This window comes from Metabacillus sp. B2-18, from assembly GCF_021117275.1.
GTDB lineage: Bacteria > Bacillota > Bacilli > Bacillales > Bacillaceae > Metabacillus.
Genome location: NZ_CP088245.1, coordinates 883,202 through 900,280, shown reverse-complemented (window position 1 = coordinate 900,280; position 17,079 = coordinate 883,202). Strand labels below are relative to the sequence as shown.

At 37.0% G+C, this 17,079-nt stretch carries 17 protein-coding genes; 5 read left to right on the top strand and 12 right to left on the bottom strand.

The window, feature by feature from the left end:
* Positions 1-393: 393 nt before the first annotated feature.
* From LPC09_RS04710 to LPC09_RS04665, 10 genes are all read right to left on the bottom strand, one after another.
* Positions 394-1,560, bottom strand: coding sequence for an IS256 family transposase (locus LPC09_RS04710; RefSeq protein WP_098798984.1), 1,167 nt, complete (start codon positions 1,558-1,560; stop codon positions 394-396).
* A gap of 436 nt (positions 1,561-1,996) precedes the next feature.
* Complete coding sequence (gene argF / locus LPC09_RS04705) at positions 1,997-2,935, bottom strand: ornithine carbamoyltransferase (protein ID WP_098797876.1); 939 nt, start codon at positions 2,933-2,935, stop codon at positions 1,997-1,999.
* Positions 2,936-2,968: 33 nt separating this feature from the next.
* Positions 2,969-6,058 (bottom strand): carbamoyl-phosphate synthase (glutamine-hydrolyzing) large subunit, encoded by a 3,090-nt coding sequence (locus tag LPC09_RS04700; protein ID WP_098797877.1) that lies wholly within the window; start codon positions 6,056-6,058, stop codon positions 2,969-2,971.
* Positions 6,051-7,121 (bottom strand): carbamoyl phosphate synthase small subunit, encoded by a 1,071-nt coding sequence (locus tag LPC09_RS04695; protein ID WP_098797878.1) that lies wholly within the window; start codon positions 7,119-7,121, stop codon positions 6,051-6,053. Before LPC09_RS04695 ends, LPC09_RS04700 begins: the two co-directional genes overlap by 8 nt.
* Positions 7,122-7,241: 120 nt before the next feature.
* Positions 7,242-8,402, bottom strand: a complete 1,161-nt coding sequence (locus tag LPC09_RS04690) for an acetylornithine transaminase (RefSeq protein WP_098797879.1) — start codon at positions 8,400-8,402, stop codon at positions 7,242-7,244.
* On the bottom strand, positions 8,399-9,181 hold the full coding sequence (gene argB / locus LPC09_RS04685) for an acetylglutamate kinase (protein ID WP_231309124.1): 783 nt from the start codon (positions 9,179-9,181) through the stop codon (positions 8,399-8,401). The genes LPC09_RS04690 and argB overlap by 4 nt, the downstream gene beginning before the upstream one ends.
* An 11-nt stretch (positions 9,182-9,192) precedes the next feature.
* Positions 9,193-10,425 (bottom strand): bifunctional ornithine acetyltransferase/N-acetylglutamate synthase, encoded by a 1,233-nt coding sequence (argJ, locus tag LPC09_RS04680; RefSeq protein ID WP_269217418.1) that lies wholly within the window; start codon positions 10,423-10,425, stop codon positions 9,193-9,195.
* Between the two features lie 59 nt (positions 10,426-10,484).
* Positions 10,485-11,522 (bottom strand): N-acetyl-gamma-glutamyl-phosphate reductase, encoded by a 1,038-nt coding sequence (gene argC / locus LPC09_RS04675; RefSeq protein WP_098797903.1) that lies wholly within the window; start codon positions 11,520-11,522, stop codon positions 10,485-10,487.
* Positions 11,523-11,775: 253 nt separating this feature from the next.
* A complete protein-coding gene (locus LPC09_RS04670; protein WP_098797882.1) occupies positions 11,776-12,084 on the bottom strand; it encodes a metal-sulfur cluster assembly factor in 309 nt (102 codons plus the stop codon).
* A gap of 206 nt (positions 12,085-12,290) precedes the next feature.
* Positions 12,291-13,058 carry a prolyl oligopeptidase family serine peptidase gene (locus LPC09_RS04665; protein ID WP_098797883.1) on the bottom strand — a complete coding sequence of 256 codons (768 nt, stop codon included), beginning with the start codon at positions 13,056-13,058 and terminating at the stop codon, positions 12,291-12,293.
* Between the two features lie 166 nt (positions 13,059-13,224).
* On the opposite strand from LPC09_RS04665, the gene LPC09_RS04660 reads away from it, so the two are divergent.
* The 3 genes from LPC09_RS04660 to LPC09_RS04650 all read left to right on the top strand — a co-directional run bounded on the left by LPC09_RS04660 (position 13,225) and on the right by LPC09_RS04650 (position 14,530).
* A complete protein-coding gene (locus LPC09_RS04660; protein ID WP_098797884.1) occupies positions 13,225-14,037 on the top strand; it encodes a Cof-type HAD-IIB family hydrolase in 813 nt (270 codons plus the stop codon).
* Between the two features lie 148 nt (positions 14,038-14,185).
* Positions 14,186-14,335: a hypothetical protein gene (locus LPC09_RS04655; protein WP_176551110.1), complete on the top strand. Its 150-nt coding sequence runs from the start codon at positions 14,186-14,188 to the stop codon at positions 14,333-14,335.
* The gene (locus tag LPC09_RS04650; RefSeq protein ID WP_098797885.1) at positions 14,336-14,530 is read left to right on the top strand and encodes a DUF3813 domain-containing protein; all 195 of its coding nucleotides are present in this window, start codon (positions 14,336-14,338) and stop codon (positions 14,528-14,530) included.
* A 15-nt stretch (positions 14,531-14,545) separates the two neighbouring features.
* On the opposite strand, the gene LPC09_RS04645 is transcribed toward LPC09_RS04650, so the two are convergent.
* The gene (locus LPC09_RS04645) at positions 14,546-15,028 is read right to left on the bottom strand and encodes a BsuPI-related putative proteinase inhibitor (RefSeq protein ID WP_098797886.1); all 483 of its coding nucleotides are present in this window, start codon (positions 15,026-15,028) and stop codon (positions 14,546-14,548) included.
* 4 nt (positions 15,029-15,032) lie between these two features.
* Positions 15,033-15,875, bottom strand: coding sequence for a YitT family protein (locus LPC09_RS04640; RefSeq protein WP_098797887.1), 843 nt, complete (start codon positions 15,873-15,875; stop codon positions 15,033-15,035).
* A gap of 145 nt (positions 15,876-16,020) precedes the next feature.
* Between LPC09_RS04640 and LPC09_RS04635 the strand changes: the two genes are divergently transcribed.
* The gene (locus LPC09_RS04635) at positions 16,021-16,878 is read left to right on the top strand and encodes a DegV family protein (RefSeq protein ID WP_098797888.1); all 858 of its coding nucleotides are present in this window, start codon (positions 16,021-16,023) and stop codon (positions 16,876-16,878) included.
* Positions 16,879-16,939: 61 nt separating this feature from the next.
* Positions 16,940-17,071 carry a DUF3941 domain-containing protein gene (locus LPC09_RS04630; RefSeq protein WP_098797889.1) on the top strand — a complete coding sequence of 44 codons (132 nt, stop codon included), beginning with the start codon at positions 16,940-16,942 and terminating at the stop codon, positions 17,069-17,071.
* Positions 17,072-17,079 lie beyond the last annotated feature (8 nt).

Below are 17,079 nucleotides of genomic sequence, written 5' to 3'. Positions count from 1 at the left end.
ATTCTCGCAGTATCGAGACTCATTCCTCTCATCCCTCCCTTTTTCTGTCCCGATTCTCGCAGTATCGAGACTCATTCCTCTGCCCCCTACCTGTTTCTGTCCCGATTCCCTCAGTATCGAGACTCATCCCTCTCATCCCTCCCTTTTTCTGTCCCGATTCCCGCAGTATCGAGACTCATCCCTCTGCTCCCTAAGTCAAGTCCAGAATATTGTGTAAATTTAATACAATGTTTTCAACTACTACATTTGGATATGTGTATTATCCCCTACATTTTTTTTTGCGTAAATTCCATGGGCTTTCACTTACATATCCAGGGAAGGCTGTCAAAGGTTCCTCACTTTGACAGTCTTTCCTGGATATGTGATCATTCCATAATGGAAGCTACGAAAAAATTAGCATCTTCTTATAGATTTTGTAGAGTAAACAGATTCTTGGTATTCCATTAAAACAGCTCCTACTAAACGAAAAGCAGATTGTGTGTTTGGGAAGATACGAATAACTCTTTCTCTTCTTCGTACTTCTTGATTTAATCGTTCAAGAGAGTTCGTACTTCGTATATGAGGGCGCATATTCACTGGATGATTCATATATTGAATGGTATCTTCGAACCCTTCATCGAAAATAGTAAGAGCCTTTTCGTACTTTGGATTATTTCCAAATTGAGTCATCAGTTCATTCTTAAAGGTTCTGATATCTTCAACAGTGATTGCCTCAAACACACGCTTGATCATCATACGAATATCAGCTGAATCCTTTTTGGGCAACTTTTCAATAATGTTCCTTTTAAAATGAACATTACACCTTTGCCAGCTAGTACCTAAAAATTCACGTTGTATGGCTTTTTGTAAGCCTTGGTGAGCATCTGATATCACTAGTTTCGGAGACTGAAGTCCTCGTGATTTTAGCTGTTGAAGGAAGCGACTCCAACTCTCGTAATTCTCTGCATGATCAATACTTAGACCAAGTATTTCACGCTGGCCCTTATCTGTAATAGCTGTGGCAATATAAACAGCCTTTGAGACCACCTTATGGTGTTCTCTCACTTTGATATACATGGCATCTACAAAAAGATAGGGATAATATTTGACGTTTAAAGGACGCTTTGCCCAATCATTTACGATTGGATCTAATTTCAAGGTCAATGAAGAAACAAACGATTTTGAGACAGATTTACCACATAGCTGTTCAACTATTTGTGTTACCTTGCGTGTTGAGACCCCATTAATAACCATTTCCAACATGGAGATCACTAAAGCTTGATCACATCTAGCATATTTTTCAAAAACTGTAGTCGAAAACTCACCATCACGAGTTCTCGGCACCTTGAGTTGTATCTTGCCGATACTCATAATTAATTCACGTTCATAGTAGCCGTTGCGATAGTCACGACGGGCTGCAGAGCGTTCATAAGAAGCAGCATGTAGATAATCATCTCTCTCTTTTTCCATAAACTCATTTAAGACCAAAACAATTGCTGATTTAACTACTGCATCAATATCAGAATTTAATACAGAATCTTTTAAAACTTCCAAATCTAGGTTAAACTGTAACTGGGTCATCTTATTCCTCTTTTCATGTTTATCGTAGCTGAAAACATTGTAGCCAAGAGTGAATAAAATGAACCCTTTTTCTTTTTACACAATTATACGGACTTAATCTGCTCCCTACCTGTTTCTGTCCCGATTCCCTCAGTATCGAGACTCATCCCTCTGCTCCCTACCTGTTTCTGTCCCGATTCCCTCAGTATCGAGACTCATCCCTCTGCCCCCTCCCTTTTTCTGTCCCGATCCCCTCAGTATCGAGACTCATTCCTCTCATCCCTCCCTGTTTCTGTCCCGATTCCACAGTATTGAGACACATCTCTCCTTTCAATCCCTTTTCTTGTCAGATTCACACTATTATTAAAACACCTTTCTCTGCTCTCAACATCTACTCCCAAATCCCCAAAAAAGGCGTGTTAACTAAAACAAGTTAACACGCCTTTTTATATAAGTATTACCCCAACAATTTTACCAACAATGCCTTTTGAACATGTAGACGGTTTTCTGCTTGTTCGAATACAGCTGAATGCTCGCCGTCGATAATGGATGCTGTTACTTCTTCTTCACGATGTGCTGGTAAGCAGTGCAGGAAGTTGTAGTCCTTCTTTGCATGCTTTACGAGTTCATCATTTACTTGGAAGTCTTTAAATGCAACAAGACGTTCTTGTTGTTCACTTTCTTGCCCCATACTCGCCCATACATCTGTATAAATGATATCGGCATCTTTCACCGCTTCAACCGGGTCATTTGTGATTGTAATTTTTGCACCTGTCTCAGCAGCAAGTGCCTGAGCTTTTTCCACCACAGCTTGGTTTGGTTCATATCCTTTTGGACAACCTAAGGAAAAGTCCATTCCTACTTTAGCAGCAGCAATCATAAGAGAGTGTGCAACATTGTTTCCATCACCTAAGTAAGCTGTTTTTACGCCAACGAATTTCTCTTTCAGACGGTAAATCGTTTTTAAATCAGCAAGTGCCTGACAAGGATGGAAAAGGTCTGTTAATCCATTGATAACTGGAATGCTTGCATGCTTAGCTAATTCTTCAATTTTATCATGACCAAATGTACGAATCATGATGGCATCTACATATCCTGACAATACTTTTGCTGTGTCTGATACAGGCTCTCCTCTGCCTAGTTGAAGGTCTTGGCTGCTTAAAAATAAAGCATGACCTCCTAATTGAAGCATTCCTGTTTCAAACGACACACGAGTTCTTGTTGACGATTTCTCAAAAATCATTGCTAGTGTTTTACCTTGTAACACTGGCTGAAGCGGATTTTCTTCTAACTTAAAAGCATCTTCAATTAAGTCTAGAATTTCCTGCTGGCTATAATCAAGTAAAGTTAAAAAATCTCTTTTTTGTATCGTTTTTTCTTTTAGCTTTAAACTCACTCTTGCCCACTTCCTTTCATTTCCACTTGCTCTTTATGAGTTCTTTACTAATGGCTTCGTGAGTTGTTGAATAGAAGATACATCCTCATCCAATGCAAAGAGGCTATTAATACAAGCATAGTACGTAGCAAGGTTTGTAAATAGAATCATTCCTTTTTCTAAAGCTTGCTGTCGTTCTAGCTTTGCTTCTTCACTATCAACTAGGGATACAAAAATCCCCTTTTCTCCCTCAACCCATGTTTGATAATCACTTGTTACTACGTTAAGACCTGCTTCTTTTGCAATCTTAATCGCCTTTTCATTTTCTATATCAAAGTAAACACTTGTCACATTTTCAAGCTCTTTTTTGAAAATTTTACGGTAAACACTCTTTATATCTTTGCCCACACACATTCCTTCACCTGTTGCTTTCATTTCAGGTCCTAATGTGATATCAACATCATGAAGAGCATGACTTGAGAAGACTGGGTACTTAACAGCTACCATATTCGACTGTTCTGATGACTGAATTTGCAGTTCTTTTAATTTTTTTCCACACAATAAATGTGTTGCATGCTTAATTACTGGAATACCTGTTACTTTACTAATAACTGGTGCAGTTCTGCTTGCACGCGGGTTTACCTCAAGCACGTAAATGTTTTCACCATTTACTAAAAATTGAATATTCATAATGCCGCGATAGTTAAGCTTTTTTACAAGGGCATTAGCATAATCCGCAATCACCTGTTTATTCTTATCCGTTAAATTTTGAGATGGTAAAATGGCTAAGCTGTCACCTGAGTGAACGCCCGCTGGCTCAACATGCTCAATATATGTTGGAATAAATGCTTCTTCACCGTCAGAAATCAGGTCTATTTCACCTTCAAGGCCTTGAACAAATTGATCGATCAATACGGGATAAATCATATTTGTATTTTCCGAAAGAAGCTTAGCTAATGTTGCTTCGTTATGAACAACAACCATTCCTTTTCCACCAATAACATAAGAAGGTCTTAATAAAAGCGGGAAGCCAATTTCACTAGCGCCCTTTAATGCTTCTTCTGCATTGTTTGCTGTTAAACCAGCAGCATGTGGAATGGATAGGTTATCTAATATTTGATAAAACTTATCACGATCCTCTAACCAATCAAGAGTTTCCGTGTCAGTACCCAATAATTGAACTCCTGCCGTTTCTAACTGCTCAGCAAGGTTAATCGCTGTTTGCCCACCATATTGAACAATAACAGAATCGATCCCTTCTGAATCCACAATGTTTAACACGTGCTCAAGGGTTATTGGTTCAAAGTACAGGCGATCAGCTGTTTCAAAATCTGTACTTACTGTTTCTGGGTTATTATTGATCATGACTGCTTCATAACCTAATTGCTTAAGAGCCTTAATTCCATGTACTGCGCTATAATCAAATTCGATTCCTTGACCGATACGAATTGGACCGGAACCGATAATTAAGATTTTTTTCTTATCTGACAGTTCAGGCTGTTCGTTTTCTCCAAAATACGTGGAGTAAAAATAGTTTGTACGTGCTTCAAATTCTGCTGCACATGTATCAACATATTTATAAGAAGCCTTCACTCCTGCTTCAAGACGAAGCTTGCGAACATTTGCCTCAGGAGCATTTAAAAGTGATGCGATTGTACGGTCTGAGAAACCTTTTTCTTTTACTTCAGCTATTAAATCAGCTTCTAGTGTTTCAAGAGACTTTCCTTTAAGCTGGTTCTCAAGATCAACAATCTTTTTGAAAGATGAAAGGAAATAAAGATCCATTTCTGTCATTTCGTGAATTTCCTCAATTGTGGTTCCTCTTCTAATCAGCTCCATTACAGCAAAGAATCTACGATCATCAGTCTTTTTCATTAAGTTAATGATTTCATCAGTTGATAATGTCACTAACTCCGGAAGATGTGTTCCGATGTTATCTAATTCTAATGAATCACAAGCTTTTTGAAGAGCAGCCTCAAGATTACGTTCAATGGCCATAACCTCGCCGGTTGCTTTCATTTTCGTACCAAGCTTACGGTCCGCTTTGTTAAACTTATCAAACGGCCATCTTGGGAATTTAACAACAACATAATCAAGTGCTGGTTCAAAGCTTGCATATGTGCTCATTGTTAATGGATTTTTTAATTCTTCTAGTGTATAACCAACTGCAAGCTTTGCAGCGATTTTTGCAATTGGATAACCAGTAGCCTTTGATGCTAGAGCAGATGATCTGCTGACCCGTGGATTAACTTCAATCACATAGTATTGCTTACTTTTTGGATCTAAAGCTAATTGAATGTTACATCCACCGACCACACCTAGTGCTGAAACGATCTTAACTGCTGCGCTTCTTAGCATATGGTAATCCTGATCTGTTAACGTTTGAGATGGCGCAACAACAATTGAGTCCCCTGTATGAACACCAACTGGGTCAATGTTTTCCATATTACATACAGAAATACATGTACCTTTATGATCTCGTATCATTTCATACTCTACTTCTTTAAAGCCTGCAATGCTTTTTTCAATTAAGCATTGTGTTATAGGGCTTGCATGTAATCCACTTTTTACAAGCTTCTTAAATTCTTCTAGATTTGAAGCAATTCCGCCACCTTTTCCTCCAAGTGTGTAAGCTGGACGAATGATAATTGGGAAGCCAATTTTTCCAGAAAACTCAAGAGCTTCATCAAGAGTGGTGACAATTGAGCTCTCAGGTATTGGCTCGTTTAAATCGTACATTAACTGGCGAAATTCGTTACGATCTTCACCTTTGCGGATTGATTCAATTGAAGTACCTAGTAATTGCACTCCATATTTTTCAAGAACGCCTGCTTCGTGAAGTTCCATCGCTAAGTTTAGTCCTGTTTGACCACCTAATGAAGCAAGTAAACCATCTGGTTTTTCTTTTTTTATAATGTTAGTTAGGCTTTCAACTGTTAAAGGTTCAAAATACAGAACATCTGAGAATTCCTCATCTGTCATAATTGTTGCCGGATTGTTATTAACAAGGACAACTTGATAGCCTTCTTCCTTTAACGCTAAGCATCCTTGTGTTCCTGCATAATCAAATTCTGCCGCCTGACCGATCACAATTGGGCCAGAACCGATTACGATGATTTTCTTTATTGATTGGTTTTTAGACATAAAGTATATCTCCTTTTGCAGCAGCGACTAAATCTAAAAATTCATCAAAAATCCATTCACTATCTGAAGGTCCTGGATGTGCCTCTGGATGAAATTGTGCTGTAATAATTGGTAAGTTCTTGTGTGATAATCCTTCGATTGAATCATCATTAATATGATAAAAACGCATATCTAACTCTGTTTCTTTTAAGCTATCTTTAATCACAACGTAGCTGTGATTTTGCGAGGTCATAAACACTTTGTTTGTTTTCACATCATATACTGGCTGGTTAGCCCCTCTATGTCCAAACAGCAGCTTTTTCGTTTTTGCACCAAATGACAGGGCAATTAACTGATGACCTAAGCAGATACCTAATGTTGGGTGAGCAGCAACAACTTTCTTAATTTGTGAAAAATAGTTTACTAGTTGCTCTGGATCTCCTGGTCCATTTGATAAAAGGACTCCGTTAGGTTTAAGATCAGCAACTTTGTCGATCATTTTAAAAGGAACGGTTGTTACCTTACAACCTCTATTTAAAAGGGCTGTTAAAATTGATTTCTTATAGCCGAAATCAACTAAAGCAATATGTTTTTCACCTTCACCATAAGTTTCAAGCTGATCGGACACAACCTCAAAAACTCCATCTTCGAAGATTGCACAAGGCTGTTCTTCTTGGTTTAAGGTTGTTGAGATCGTTGCCGCCATTGATCCATGGTTTCTAATTTTCTTCACAACAGCACGTGTGTCAACGTGGTGAATGATTGGAATATTCCACTTTTCTAGATACTCCTTAAAGCTGTATTGCGCTTCATAGTGTGAATAATTTGTCGTATTTTCATAGATAACTACCGCTTTTACTTGCGGCTTTTTACTTTCATCATCACTTATGTTAATCCCGTAATTTCCAATAAGAGGATACGTAAATACAACAATCTGATTTTTATAGGAAGGATCTGTTAATACTTCCTGATAACCCGTCATTCCTGTGAAAAATACAATTTCTCCGTTAATGTCCTCCGAGGAGCTATGTTCAAGTATCCCGTTATACACTGATCCATCCTCTAAATGGAGATATCCTTTCATCTGCTTACACCTCGTTTGTCTATAGTTCTTCTAATAGTGGAAACGTCCACCTATTAGCATGTGGATAATTATTAAACACTTAGTATTTTTATTCAATTACATGTAAAAAAAATACTGATCTTATTGAGCACCTACAGATTGCTCGATAGTTGAAAACACACCTGCTATTGTTTCAATCGCTAAATCGATCTCGTCGTATGATACTGTTAATGGAGGAAGTAATCGGACCACATTTGGTCCAGCTGGCAAAACAAGTAATTGTTTTTCTCTAAGCTGATTAATAATCTCTCCAACTTGTTCCTTACATTCTATTCCTAGTAATAAGCCTTTACCGCGAATCTCTTTAACCAGGTAATGAGATCCTATTACAGTATTCAACTTGCCAAGCAGATAGTTACTTTTTTCTTCCACTTCTTTAAGAAAATTTTCTTCAAAGATTTGGGTAAGTGTTGCTTTTGCAGCAGCCATTGCAATTGGATTACCACCAAAAGTAGATCCGTGGCTTCCTGCCCCGAACGTATCAATTAGTGACTGCTTTCCGATCATTGCTCCGACTGGTAATCCACTGCCGAGCCCTTTTGCAGAAGTGATAATATCAGGTGAGATTTCGTAATGTTGATAGCCAAATGGCTTTCCTGTACGACCAATACCTGTTTGAACTTCATCAATGATTAATAATGCTCCGATACGTTTGCACGTTTCCGTTACTTTTTGAAGAAATTCTTGTTGTGCTGGAACAACTCCACCTTCACCTTGGACAACTTCTAGCATAATTGCTGCTACATCGTCTTCAAGCTCATCTAACGAATTAGAATCGTTGTATGGCAAATATTGAAATGTTTCAAGCAAGGGTCCGAAGCCTTGTTGAATTTTTTCCTGACCTGTTGCTGACATGGTTGCGAACGTTCTGCCATGAAACGATTGTAGAAAGGTTACAATCTTTGTTTTTCCAGTGTGCTTGCGTGCTAGTTTAATTGCAGCTTCGTTCGCTTCTGCTCCACTGTTACAGAAAAAAACAGCATCTCCTTCAGTTGAGTCAACTAAGAGCTTTGCTACTTCTTCTTGAATTGGCTGATGAAATAAATTAGACATATGCCAATACTTTGTTAACTGCTCTGCAACAGCAGCCGTCACATCCTCATTTGCATGCCCTAAGTTACAAACAGCAATACCGGAGATAAAATCTAAATACTTTTTATCATTCTCATCAGTAACCCATGAGCCCTTTGCTTCTTTCATCGTTACATCCCATCTCGCGTAGGTAGGGAATAAATAACTCATGATTGCAAAACCTCCCCTTCACTTACAATTTTTGTTCCTTTGAAAATACCGTTCTCAACAAAGGCCTCGCTTCCACTTACAATCATAACCTCTTGACAAATGTCAGATAAAGTCGATACGGCTGATTCGACCTTTGGAATCATTCCCCCTGTAATGACCTCTTTTGCAATCAATTCAGTAATTTCTTGAGGTGTAATGGTTTCAATAACCTGCTTATTTTGATCCATAATTCCAGGTACATCTGTTACAAATAAAAACTTCTCAGCTCCTACACCATTTGCAATAGCTGCTGCAGCTAAATCTGCATTCACATTAAGTGTCTCGTTTGCCACAGTGCGTGCCAGTGGTGCAACAACCGGTATATAACCATGATCCATTAATAAAGATACAACTGATGTTTGAACTGAGGTTACTTTTCCTACCAATCCCAGATTCTCTTTATCTAAATATTCCGCTTGTAAAAGTCCACCGTCAGTACCTGATACTCCGATCGAATTGAACCCTTTTTGCTGAAGAAGATTTGTCAGATGTTTATTAATTTTACCAGCTAGCACCATTTCAGCAATTTCTAATACGTCATCTGTTGTCTTTCGTTGACCGTTATAGAACTCAGTTTCTATTTCCAGAGCTTTTAGCATCTTTGTAATATCTGGACCACCACCATGGACAATCATGACGCGCCAATTTGATGAAACCAGATCTTTTAAACTTTGGAAGAATGTTTCTGATAATTGATGAACGGTACTGCCACCACATTTTAATACGACTGTTTTTGACATAACGATCTCCCTTATGTTCTGTAGCTTGCGTTAATCTTCACGTAATCATATGTTAAATCACAGCCCCAGGCTTTACCGGCTTGATCCCCAACTCCCAGGTTAACTGTTATTTTCACTGAATCTTGTTTTAAATAGTTTGATGCAGATTCTTCGGAAAATGATTGTGGACTGTTATTTGTGAACAAGCATAAATCTCCTAGGAAAATATCAATCTTTTCCGGTTCAACCTGTGCCTCACTATATCCAACGGCACAAATAATTCTTCCCCAGTTCGCATCTGCCCCATAAACCGCAGTTTTCACTAAGCTTGAACCAACGATTTTTTTGGCAACAACATTTGCTTCCTGCTTTGTTTTAGCACCTGTTACTTCTACTTCAATCAGCTTTGTTGCTCCTTCACCATCCTTGGCAATTTGCTTTGCTAACTCTTCACTTACTAATTGAAATGCTGCTTTAAAGTCATTCCATTGAGGATGATTTGGATTTAGCGAATGATTATCTGCCTTGCCATTTGCCATGACTAAAACCATGTCATTTGTTGATGTATCACCATCAACAGTAATTTGGTTGTATGTTTTATCAGTTACTTCGCTTAATAGTGCTTGCAAGGATGCAGAATCAATATTCGCATCTGTTGTAACAAATGAAAGCATTGTTGCCATATTTGGATGAATCATTCCAGATCCTTTGGCTGCTCCACCAATTGTTACTGTTTTCCCATCAATTTCTACTTCGTAGCAAGAGTTTTTCATAACCAAATCTGTTGTTAAGATCGCTGTTTGAAATGCCTCTGATGCTTCTTGACTACATTGAGGATTTAACTCCTGAATTCCGGCACGAATTTTATCCATCTTCAAAAATTCACCAATAACACCTGTTGAAGCAACCGCTACGTAATGAGGCTGGATATTAAACAGGCTTGCACAGCGCTCTCTCATTTCAAATGCATCTTTTAACCCTTGTTCACCTGTACATGCATTAGCGTTTGCGCTGTTAACAATAATCGCTTGTAATAAGTTTTCTTTTGCTACACTTTCTTGTGTTACCTTTAATGGTGCAGCTTGGAAATGACTTTGAGTGTATACAGCAGCACAACTCGCCGGTACTTCACTATAAATAACACCTAAATCATTTTTCGAATATCGTAAACCAGCATGAACACCGTCAGCAGAGAAACCTTTTGCTGAAACGATTGACCCGTTCTCAATTTTTTTGATGCTAGATGTTTCTTTTGCTTGTAGCACGTTTATTTCCTCCCTGGTTGTCATGATGATCTAATTCTCTTCATCACTTACAAATCGTCTTATGGATATATAGGTGCAAAGTACAAGCCCGTTGTTTCTTCATAGCCGTTCATTAGGTTGAAGTTTTGTACCGCCTGACCTGCTGCACCCTTCATTAAGTTGTCAATTACCGCAACAATCGTTACTCTTCCTGTTCGTTCATCTACTTTTAGACCGATGTCACAAAAATTTGAGCCGTAAACCTCCTTTGTTGAAGGAAACTCACCTTGTTTACGAACACGCACAAATGGTGATGCAGCATAAAAGTCTTTATATAAATCTAATAAGCTCTCTGTTGTATATGACTCTTGTAAACTAGCATAAATCGTCGCCATAATTCCTCTTGTCATTGGAATGAGGTGTGTATTAAATGAGATAGCTGTTATCTCATCATTTAATGCAAAAAGTGCTTGCTCCACCTCAGGTATATGTTGATGTTCATGAACTTTATAAATTTTTATATTTTCATTTGTTTCAGAAAAATGAGTAGCTTGTGAGATATTACGGCCTGCTCCAGAAACTCCTGTTTTCGCGTCCACTATAATCGATTGTTCATGAATAATCCTGTTCTGTACAACTGGTGCTAAGCCCAATATCGTAGCTGTTGGAAAACATCCTGGATTTGCAAGCAGTTTTGCCTTCTTAATTTCTTCTTTATTTAATTCAGACAACCCGTACACTGTTTTTTCTAGAACCTCATCTTCTACACAAGGACGTTTATACCAATGCTCATACTCGTTACGGTCCTTCAATCTCAAATCACCGGACAAATCAATAATCTTTACATCTGAGTCAAGAAATTGTGGTGATAAATTCCTTGAAACCCCAGGAGGTGTTGCTAAAAACAATACATGTATATTCTTTTTGATGTCTTCCACATCAATATTTTTTAATATGTGATCACTCAAATCATGTAGATGTGGAAATGTGTTACTGTATGGAACATCCATTTCTGAAGATGAATAAAGGATACATTCTTCTACATGTGGATGATTGGATAATATACGATATAATTCGACTCCACCATATCCTGTGGCCCCGATAATTCCGACTTTCACCAAATCACACCCTCTAGTAAGTTCGTTTTCTAAATTATTTCTCAATTATAAGTTTGTATAAAAATAAAATCAAGTGTATAAATAATATTTTTTTAAATTTTAAAACTAATTCTTATGCATATTGAGACTGTGTCAGTTTATGTTGGAAATGACATCATTTATATATATACATCAATATGCATAAAAGAAACGAAAAAAGTGTATAAAAAAACATCAATCTAACTCATATGAGTAAATTGATGTTTTCTTATGTTTATTGAATTCCCAGAGCAATTTTTGCAATTCTGGACATTTTATCTTTTGTCCATGGTGGATTCCAAACAATATTTACTTCTGTGCTCTTAACTTCTGGGATATCATCAAGTGCAATTTTGATTTGTTCAACAATCGTTCCTGCTAATGGGCAGCCCATTGAGGTAAGTGTCATTGTTACGATTGTTTTCCCTTCTTCATCCATTTCAATGTCATAAACAAGTCCAAGGTTGACAATATCGACACCTAGCTCTGGATCGACAACTGTTTCTAACGCACCATAAATATTTTCTTTTAGTGATTCATCCATCTCGGTAAGCACTCCTTTTAAGATCGTGGTACTTTGAGTATAGTAAAAGCGAAAGTAGAAAGAAAGAATTCTGCTTTCTTTCTGTTTAAGTAAACTTTATATTTAGGAAGTAATCGAATATTGGCACTTTCAAATTAGTTCGTTCTATTACGCTCCACTATAAAGATAAACCTAATTTTAAAAAGCAACTACCTTTTCATATTCACCTATAGATACCTCTCAAACCATTCAACTAACGCCAATGTGCCTTCTCGGGAAACTTTGTGGTCAGCTAATGGGTCAGCAATGAACCTCAGCTTTTCTGGTTGTGCCTCATACATTGGTATGATTTCTTTGTAAAATTGATAGGTTGGAGCAAATGGAACAACATTATCTCGTTCACCATGCCAAAAGAGAAGTGGTCGATTTTGAAGCTTTTCTTTTTGCAGGCTCAAGTCAAATGGCTGTAAATGTGTTAGTTGTTCCTCTATTTCTTCATTTGACAGTGGAACCTCCACTCCGCTTTGTTGTAAAGAATACAGTTGCCCTTTTAGAAGCGTTGTATAACATGGGCTTCCCATTAGACTGACTGCTGCTTTTATCCATTCATATTGAGTAAGAGCCCCTAACGTTGTAATTCCCCCCATAGAGGTACCTGCTAGTCCAATACGTTCTGAATCAATTAGCTGCTTTTGTTCAAAGTATTCTTTTATTATGTTCACTTCTTTTATTTCATTCAATACAATCTTCCAAAAATTTAAGCTTAATTCTTTAGTGTCATAATTCTCGCTTCTCTCTCCATGGTATAAAGCCTCAGGTAAGATGACTCTCATACCTTTTTCGGCTAAATAATAAGCATAGTGGAGGTTGTTTTCTTTGGCACTTGTAAAACCATGTACAAAAATCACGAAAGGTGTTTTTGTGTCCTGAAGCGACTGTTTAACGATGTGTAAGGCTGGAATGTTTTCTATATGTAATTTTTCAACAATAATCAATGATTATGCGCCTCCTGAGTAATTTTCCCACTTTGTTAGTGTAACATGTAGACATTAAAGTTGGAAAAAAGATACACTGTTATTGAATAGGTGTACCCTATAAGTAGCAATTGTGCCTACATAAACCGGATATCACCTAAAAAACATATATGGTAAAGGAGACTGTATGGAAACGAAACCTTTTTTAATTGCTTTAGACTTAGATGGGACTCTTTTAAAAGATGATAAAACAATATCACCTTACTCTAAGGAAATAATCAGCAAAGCAAAAGCAGCAGGCCATATTGTCTGCATCGCAACAGGTAGACCATTTCGATCAAGCTCCATATATTATGATGAATTAAACCTAGATACACCGATTGTCAATTTTAATGGTGCATATGTTCATCATCCAAAGGACGATAGTTGGGGAACCTATCATACCACTTTAGATTTGGAAGTTGTAAAGCAAATCATTGATGTCGCTGAAGAGCATCACTTACATAATGTTTTAGCTGAAATTATTGATGATGTGTATTTTCATTATCATGATGAAAAAATGATCGATGTTTTTAGTATGGGAAATCCGGATATTAAAATCGGTGATTTACGTCAAAATTTAGGGAATGATGTAACGAGTATCCTTATTCATGCAGCTGAAGAAGATGTTGAAAAAATTAGAAATTACTTATCAGATGTACATGCTGAAGTTGTTGATCATCGCAGATGGGCAGCACCGTGGCATGTTATTGAAATTATTCGAGCAGGAATGAATAAAGCAATCGGTTTGGAAAGAATCTCTTCTTATTATAATATCCCTTCTGAACGTATCATTGCATTCGGAGATGAAGATAATGATTTAGAAATGCTCACATACGCAGGACAAGGTGTAGCGATGGGAAATGCCATCACAAAGCTTAAAGGTGTTGCTAACAAGGAAACTAAAACGAATGAAGAAGACGGAGTTGCCCATTATTTAAAAAACACACTTGGCTTATAAGCCTTTAAACAGGTAGTTTTATGTATTTTTTGACAACAGTCTTTTGTAATCTAGATAGTAATTGCCATTAATATAATCAACTTTTTCGCACACAATAATCTTGACGCAACGAACGAGAGCGTCATCATTATAAAGGGGGGCTTTTTCAATGGGTAAACGTAACAAATCAAAACGTTTTGTTCAACAAGGCAAAGATATCGTTACTAAGCACGATGAGAGGTTCCCTTACCACTCAACATTATCTGAATCAGAAGCACATAAAAGTAAAACAGATGATACTCCACTTGGAGGGATATAAGTGACAAATCCATTATTTCAGCAAGCTCGTGAAGCAGTTGCCTATGCAAACTCTATATCCACAGGTTCTGAGCAGGGAGATCAACAGGAAGCAGTTATGAAGGCAAAAAATGCCTTATCTTCTGCTTTTGCAAACTGTACAGATGCTGAACGTGCTCAACTTCGAGAGTTACAGCAAACACTTACTAGCATGTAACAAAGCAAAGCGAACCTATTTTGGTTCGCTTTCTTCTTCACTAATTTGAAAACTCTCTTCTTTTTTTAACTTTACTGTCTCAGGAGCTAAAATGGTGATTTCTGCTGTATATACTCCTGGTGAAAGTGTCGAATATTCCCATATTTCTTCCCACTCCATACTTTCACCTGATTTAATTAAGGCAGTTTCAATTGCTTGTGTAAACATTTTACCTTTTGAATAACGATACACTTCTTCACTCTTTTTATTTTTTATAACAATTTCATATTTTTGACTCGTAGGAAATTCAATCTTCTTCATTTCATTGGTATTGTTCATTAACGTAATAATAAATTTTATTGTTTGTTTCTCTGGAAATATGGAGACATTCAAATCCAGTTCTCCATTCTTCACTTCTTTTACCTCTGTTTCAGGCACAATGCTTTCTGCTTCACTTCTATCTTCTAAAGAACAACCCGTTAAGAAGAAGATCACCAAGATGAAAAATGCTATCCTCATTTCATTACTCCTTTCTAAAAAAGCCGAAGATACCTGCCGTTTGAACAATGTTTGTAAATGCTTGTGGATCTTCTTCTTTTATAATTTTTTCAAGGTCGTATAACTCATATCTTGTGATAACAATGATTAACATATCCTTCGTTTCATTTGTAAACGCACCTTTAGCAGGAATCATTGTTATTCCCCGAACTAACTTTGAATGAATCGCTTTTTTTAATACATCCGCTTTTTTCGTAATGACCATAGCTGTTAATTTTTCATGTCTTGTATGAATAGCATCAATAACACGCGTGGAAACATAGAGTGAAACTAATGTGTATAATGCTTTTTCCCAACCAAAAAGTAATCCAGCAGCCAAGATGATGATGCTATTAAACAGAAAAAAATAGGTTCCGACAGGCTTGTCCTTCATTCGTGATAGTACCATCGCAATAATATCTAGTCCACCTGTCGAGGCACCGTACTTTAACGTAATTCCAACTCCAATGGCCATAATAACACCACCAAAAACAGCATTTAATAATATATCCTCTGAAAAAGAATATAAGGGCACAAGCTCTAAAAAAAATGTTGTTGCAGCTACACTAAAAAAACTATATAACGTAAACGATTTCCCTACTTTTAACCATCCTAAAATGGCAACAGGTATGTTTAAAAGTAAAAGCAGTATTCCCGTTGAGATAAAAAAAGGAGTGTAATCTTCCAGTACCCTCGATATCAGCATAGCAATACCAGTAAAACCGCTTGAATAAACATTTGCAGGTATTAAAAAGAAATTTAAACCGACTGCATTTAATAATGCACCGAGAATGACAACTATGATTTTCATGGTTTCTGTTTTCAACATTCATTTTTTCCTCCTGTCGTTCAGGCTCTTTAGTCTAGTTTTTCCCATCTTCATAAGAATTGAACACAAAGATTGTAATTTAGCTCCGGAGTGATAAACTAAAATTATTGTAAAGAACTTATTATAAGTTAAATGAGGTGTTAAAATGAATGTTCACATTTTAGCTGATAGTGCTTCTGATTTACCTATTGAATATTTCCAGGAAAATTCAATTACTTTTCTTCCTTTAAGTGTTGAACTAAACGGGAAACAACTGGAGGATCAAAGAGAAATAAAGCCGAAACAAATTTATGAAGAAATGCGACAAGGTACCCTAATTAAAACATCACAAATTTCTCCATCATTATTTAAGGATGTTTTTACTGAGCTTGCCAAAAAAGGAACGCCTTGTTTATATGTTGCTTTTTCATCAGAACTCTCAGGTACATACCAAACAGCCATGATGATGCGAAATGAAGTGTTAGAAGAGTATCCCGATTTCAGGTTGATGATTATTGATTCAAAATGCGCATCTCTTGGCTGTGGCCTTGCCGTTAAGTATGCTGTTGAGCTTGCAAAGAGCGGAAAAACGTTGGAAGAAATTGAAAACGCTGTAAAAACCTATTGTCAAAAAGTTGAGCATATCTTCACCGTTGACAATCTTGAATACTTAGCCCGTGGCGGACGAATTAGTAAAGCTTCAGCATTTGTTGGCGGACTATTAAATATTAAGCCATTATTACATGTTGAAGATGGGAAGCTTATCCCTCTTGAGAAAATACGAGGACGTAAAAAAGTATTTAAACGAATTATTGAAATCATGAAAGAACGTGGAGTAAATCTTCAAAATCAAACAATCGCGATAAGTCACGGTGATGATGAGGAATCCGCAAATGAAATAAAGGCTTTGATTCAAGATGAATTTCAACCTAAGGATATTTATATAAACTATGTAGGTGCTGTTATTGGTGCCCATTCAGGACCAGGGACACTAGCGATTTTCTTTTTAAATGACGAGCTTTAACACATACTCGCTATAGCATGTGGGAATGATAAGCTTACACTCGTTTGAAAGGAGCATCATCATGCCACACACTAGTGATAATGATAAAAAAGCAAAAGACAATAACGCAAAACGTCATGAAAAAAATATGATGCGTGAAAAAAACCGTCAAAAAGGCGAACGCCAATACTCTAAAAAAACAGATCATTTGTAAGTTATAGT

Coding starts and splice junctions, on each gene's coding strand:
- LPC09_RS04710 (WP_098798984.1), bottom strand. CDS start 1,560: ATGACCCAGTTACAGTTTAACCTAGATTTGGAAGTTTTAAAAGATTCT.
- LPC09_RS04700 (WP_098797877.1), bottom strand. CDS start 6,058: ATGTCTAAAAACCAATCAATAAAGAAAATCATCGTAATCGGTTCTGGC.
- LPC09_RS04695 (WP_098797878.1), bottom strand. CDS start 7,121: ATGAAAGGATATCTCCATTTAGAGGATGGATCAGTGTATAACGGGATA.
- LPC09_RS04690 (WP_098797879.1), bottom strand. CDS start 8,402: ATGAGTTATTTATTCCCTACCTACGCGAGATGGGATGTAACGATGAAA.
- argB (WP_231309124.1), bottom strand. CDS start 9,181: ATGTCAAAAACAGTCGTATTAAAATGTGGTGGCAGTACCGTTCATCAA.
- LPC09_RS04670 (WP_098797882.1), bottom strand. CDS start 12,084: ATGGATGAATCACTAAAAGAAAATATTTATGGTGCGTTAGAAACAGTT.
- LPC09_RS04660 (WP_098797884.1), top strand. CDS start 13,225: ATGGAAACGAAACCTTTTTTAATTGCTTTAGACTTAGATGGGACTCTT.
- LPC09_RS04655 (WP_176551110.1), top strand. CDS start 14,186: ATGGGTAAACGTAACAAATCAAAACGTTTTGTTCAACAAGGCAAAGAT.
- LPC09_RS04645 (WP_098797886.1), bottom strand. CDS start 15,028: ATGAGGATAGCATTTTTCATCTTGGTGATCTTCTTCTTAACGGGTTGT.
- LPC09_RS04640 (WP_098797887.1), bottom strand. CDS start 15,875: ATGTTGAAAACAGAAACCATGAAAATCATAGTTGTCATTCTCGGTGCA.
- LPC09_RS04635 (WP_098797888.1), top strand. CDS start 16,021: ATGAATGTTCACATTTTAGCTGATAGTGCTTCTGATTTACCTATTGAA.
- LPC09_RS04630 (WP_098797889.1), top strand. CDS start 16,940: ATGCCACACACTAGTGATAATGATAAAAAAGCAAAAGACAATAACGCA.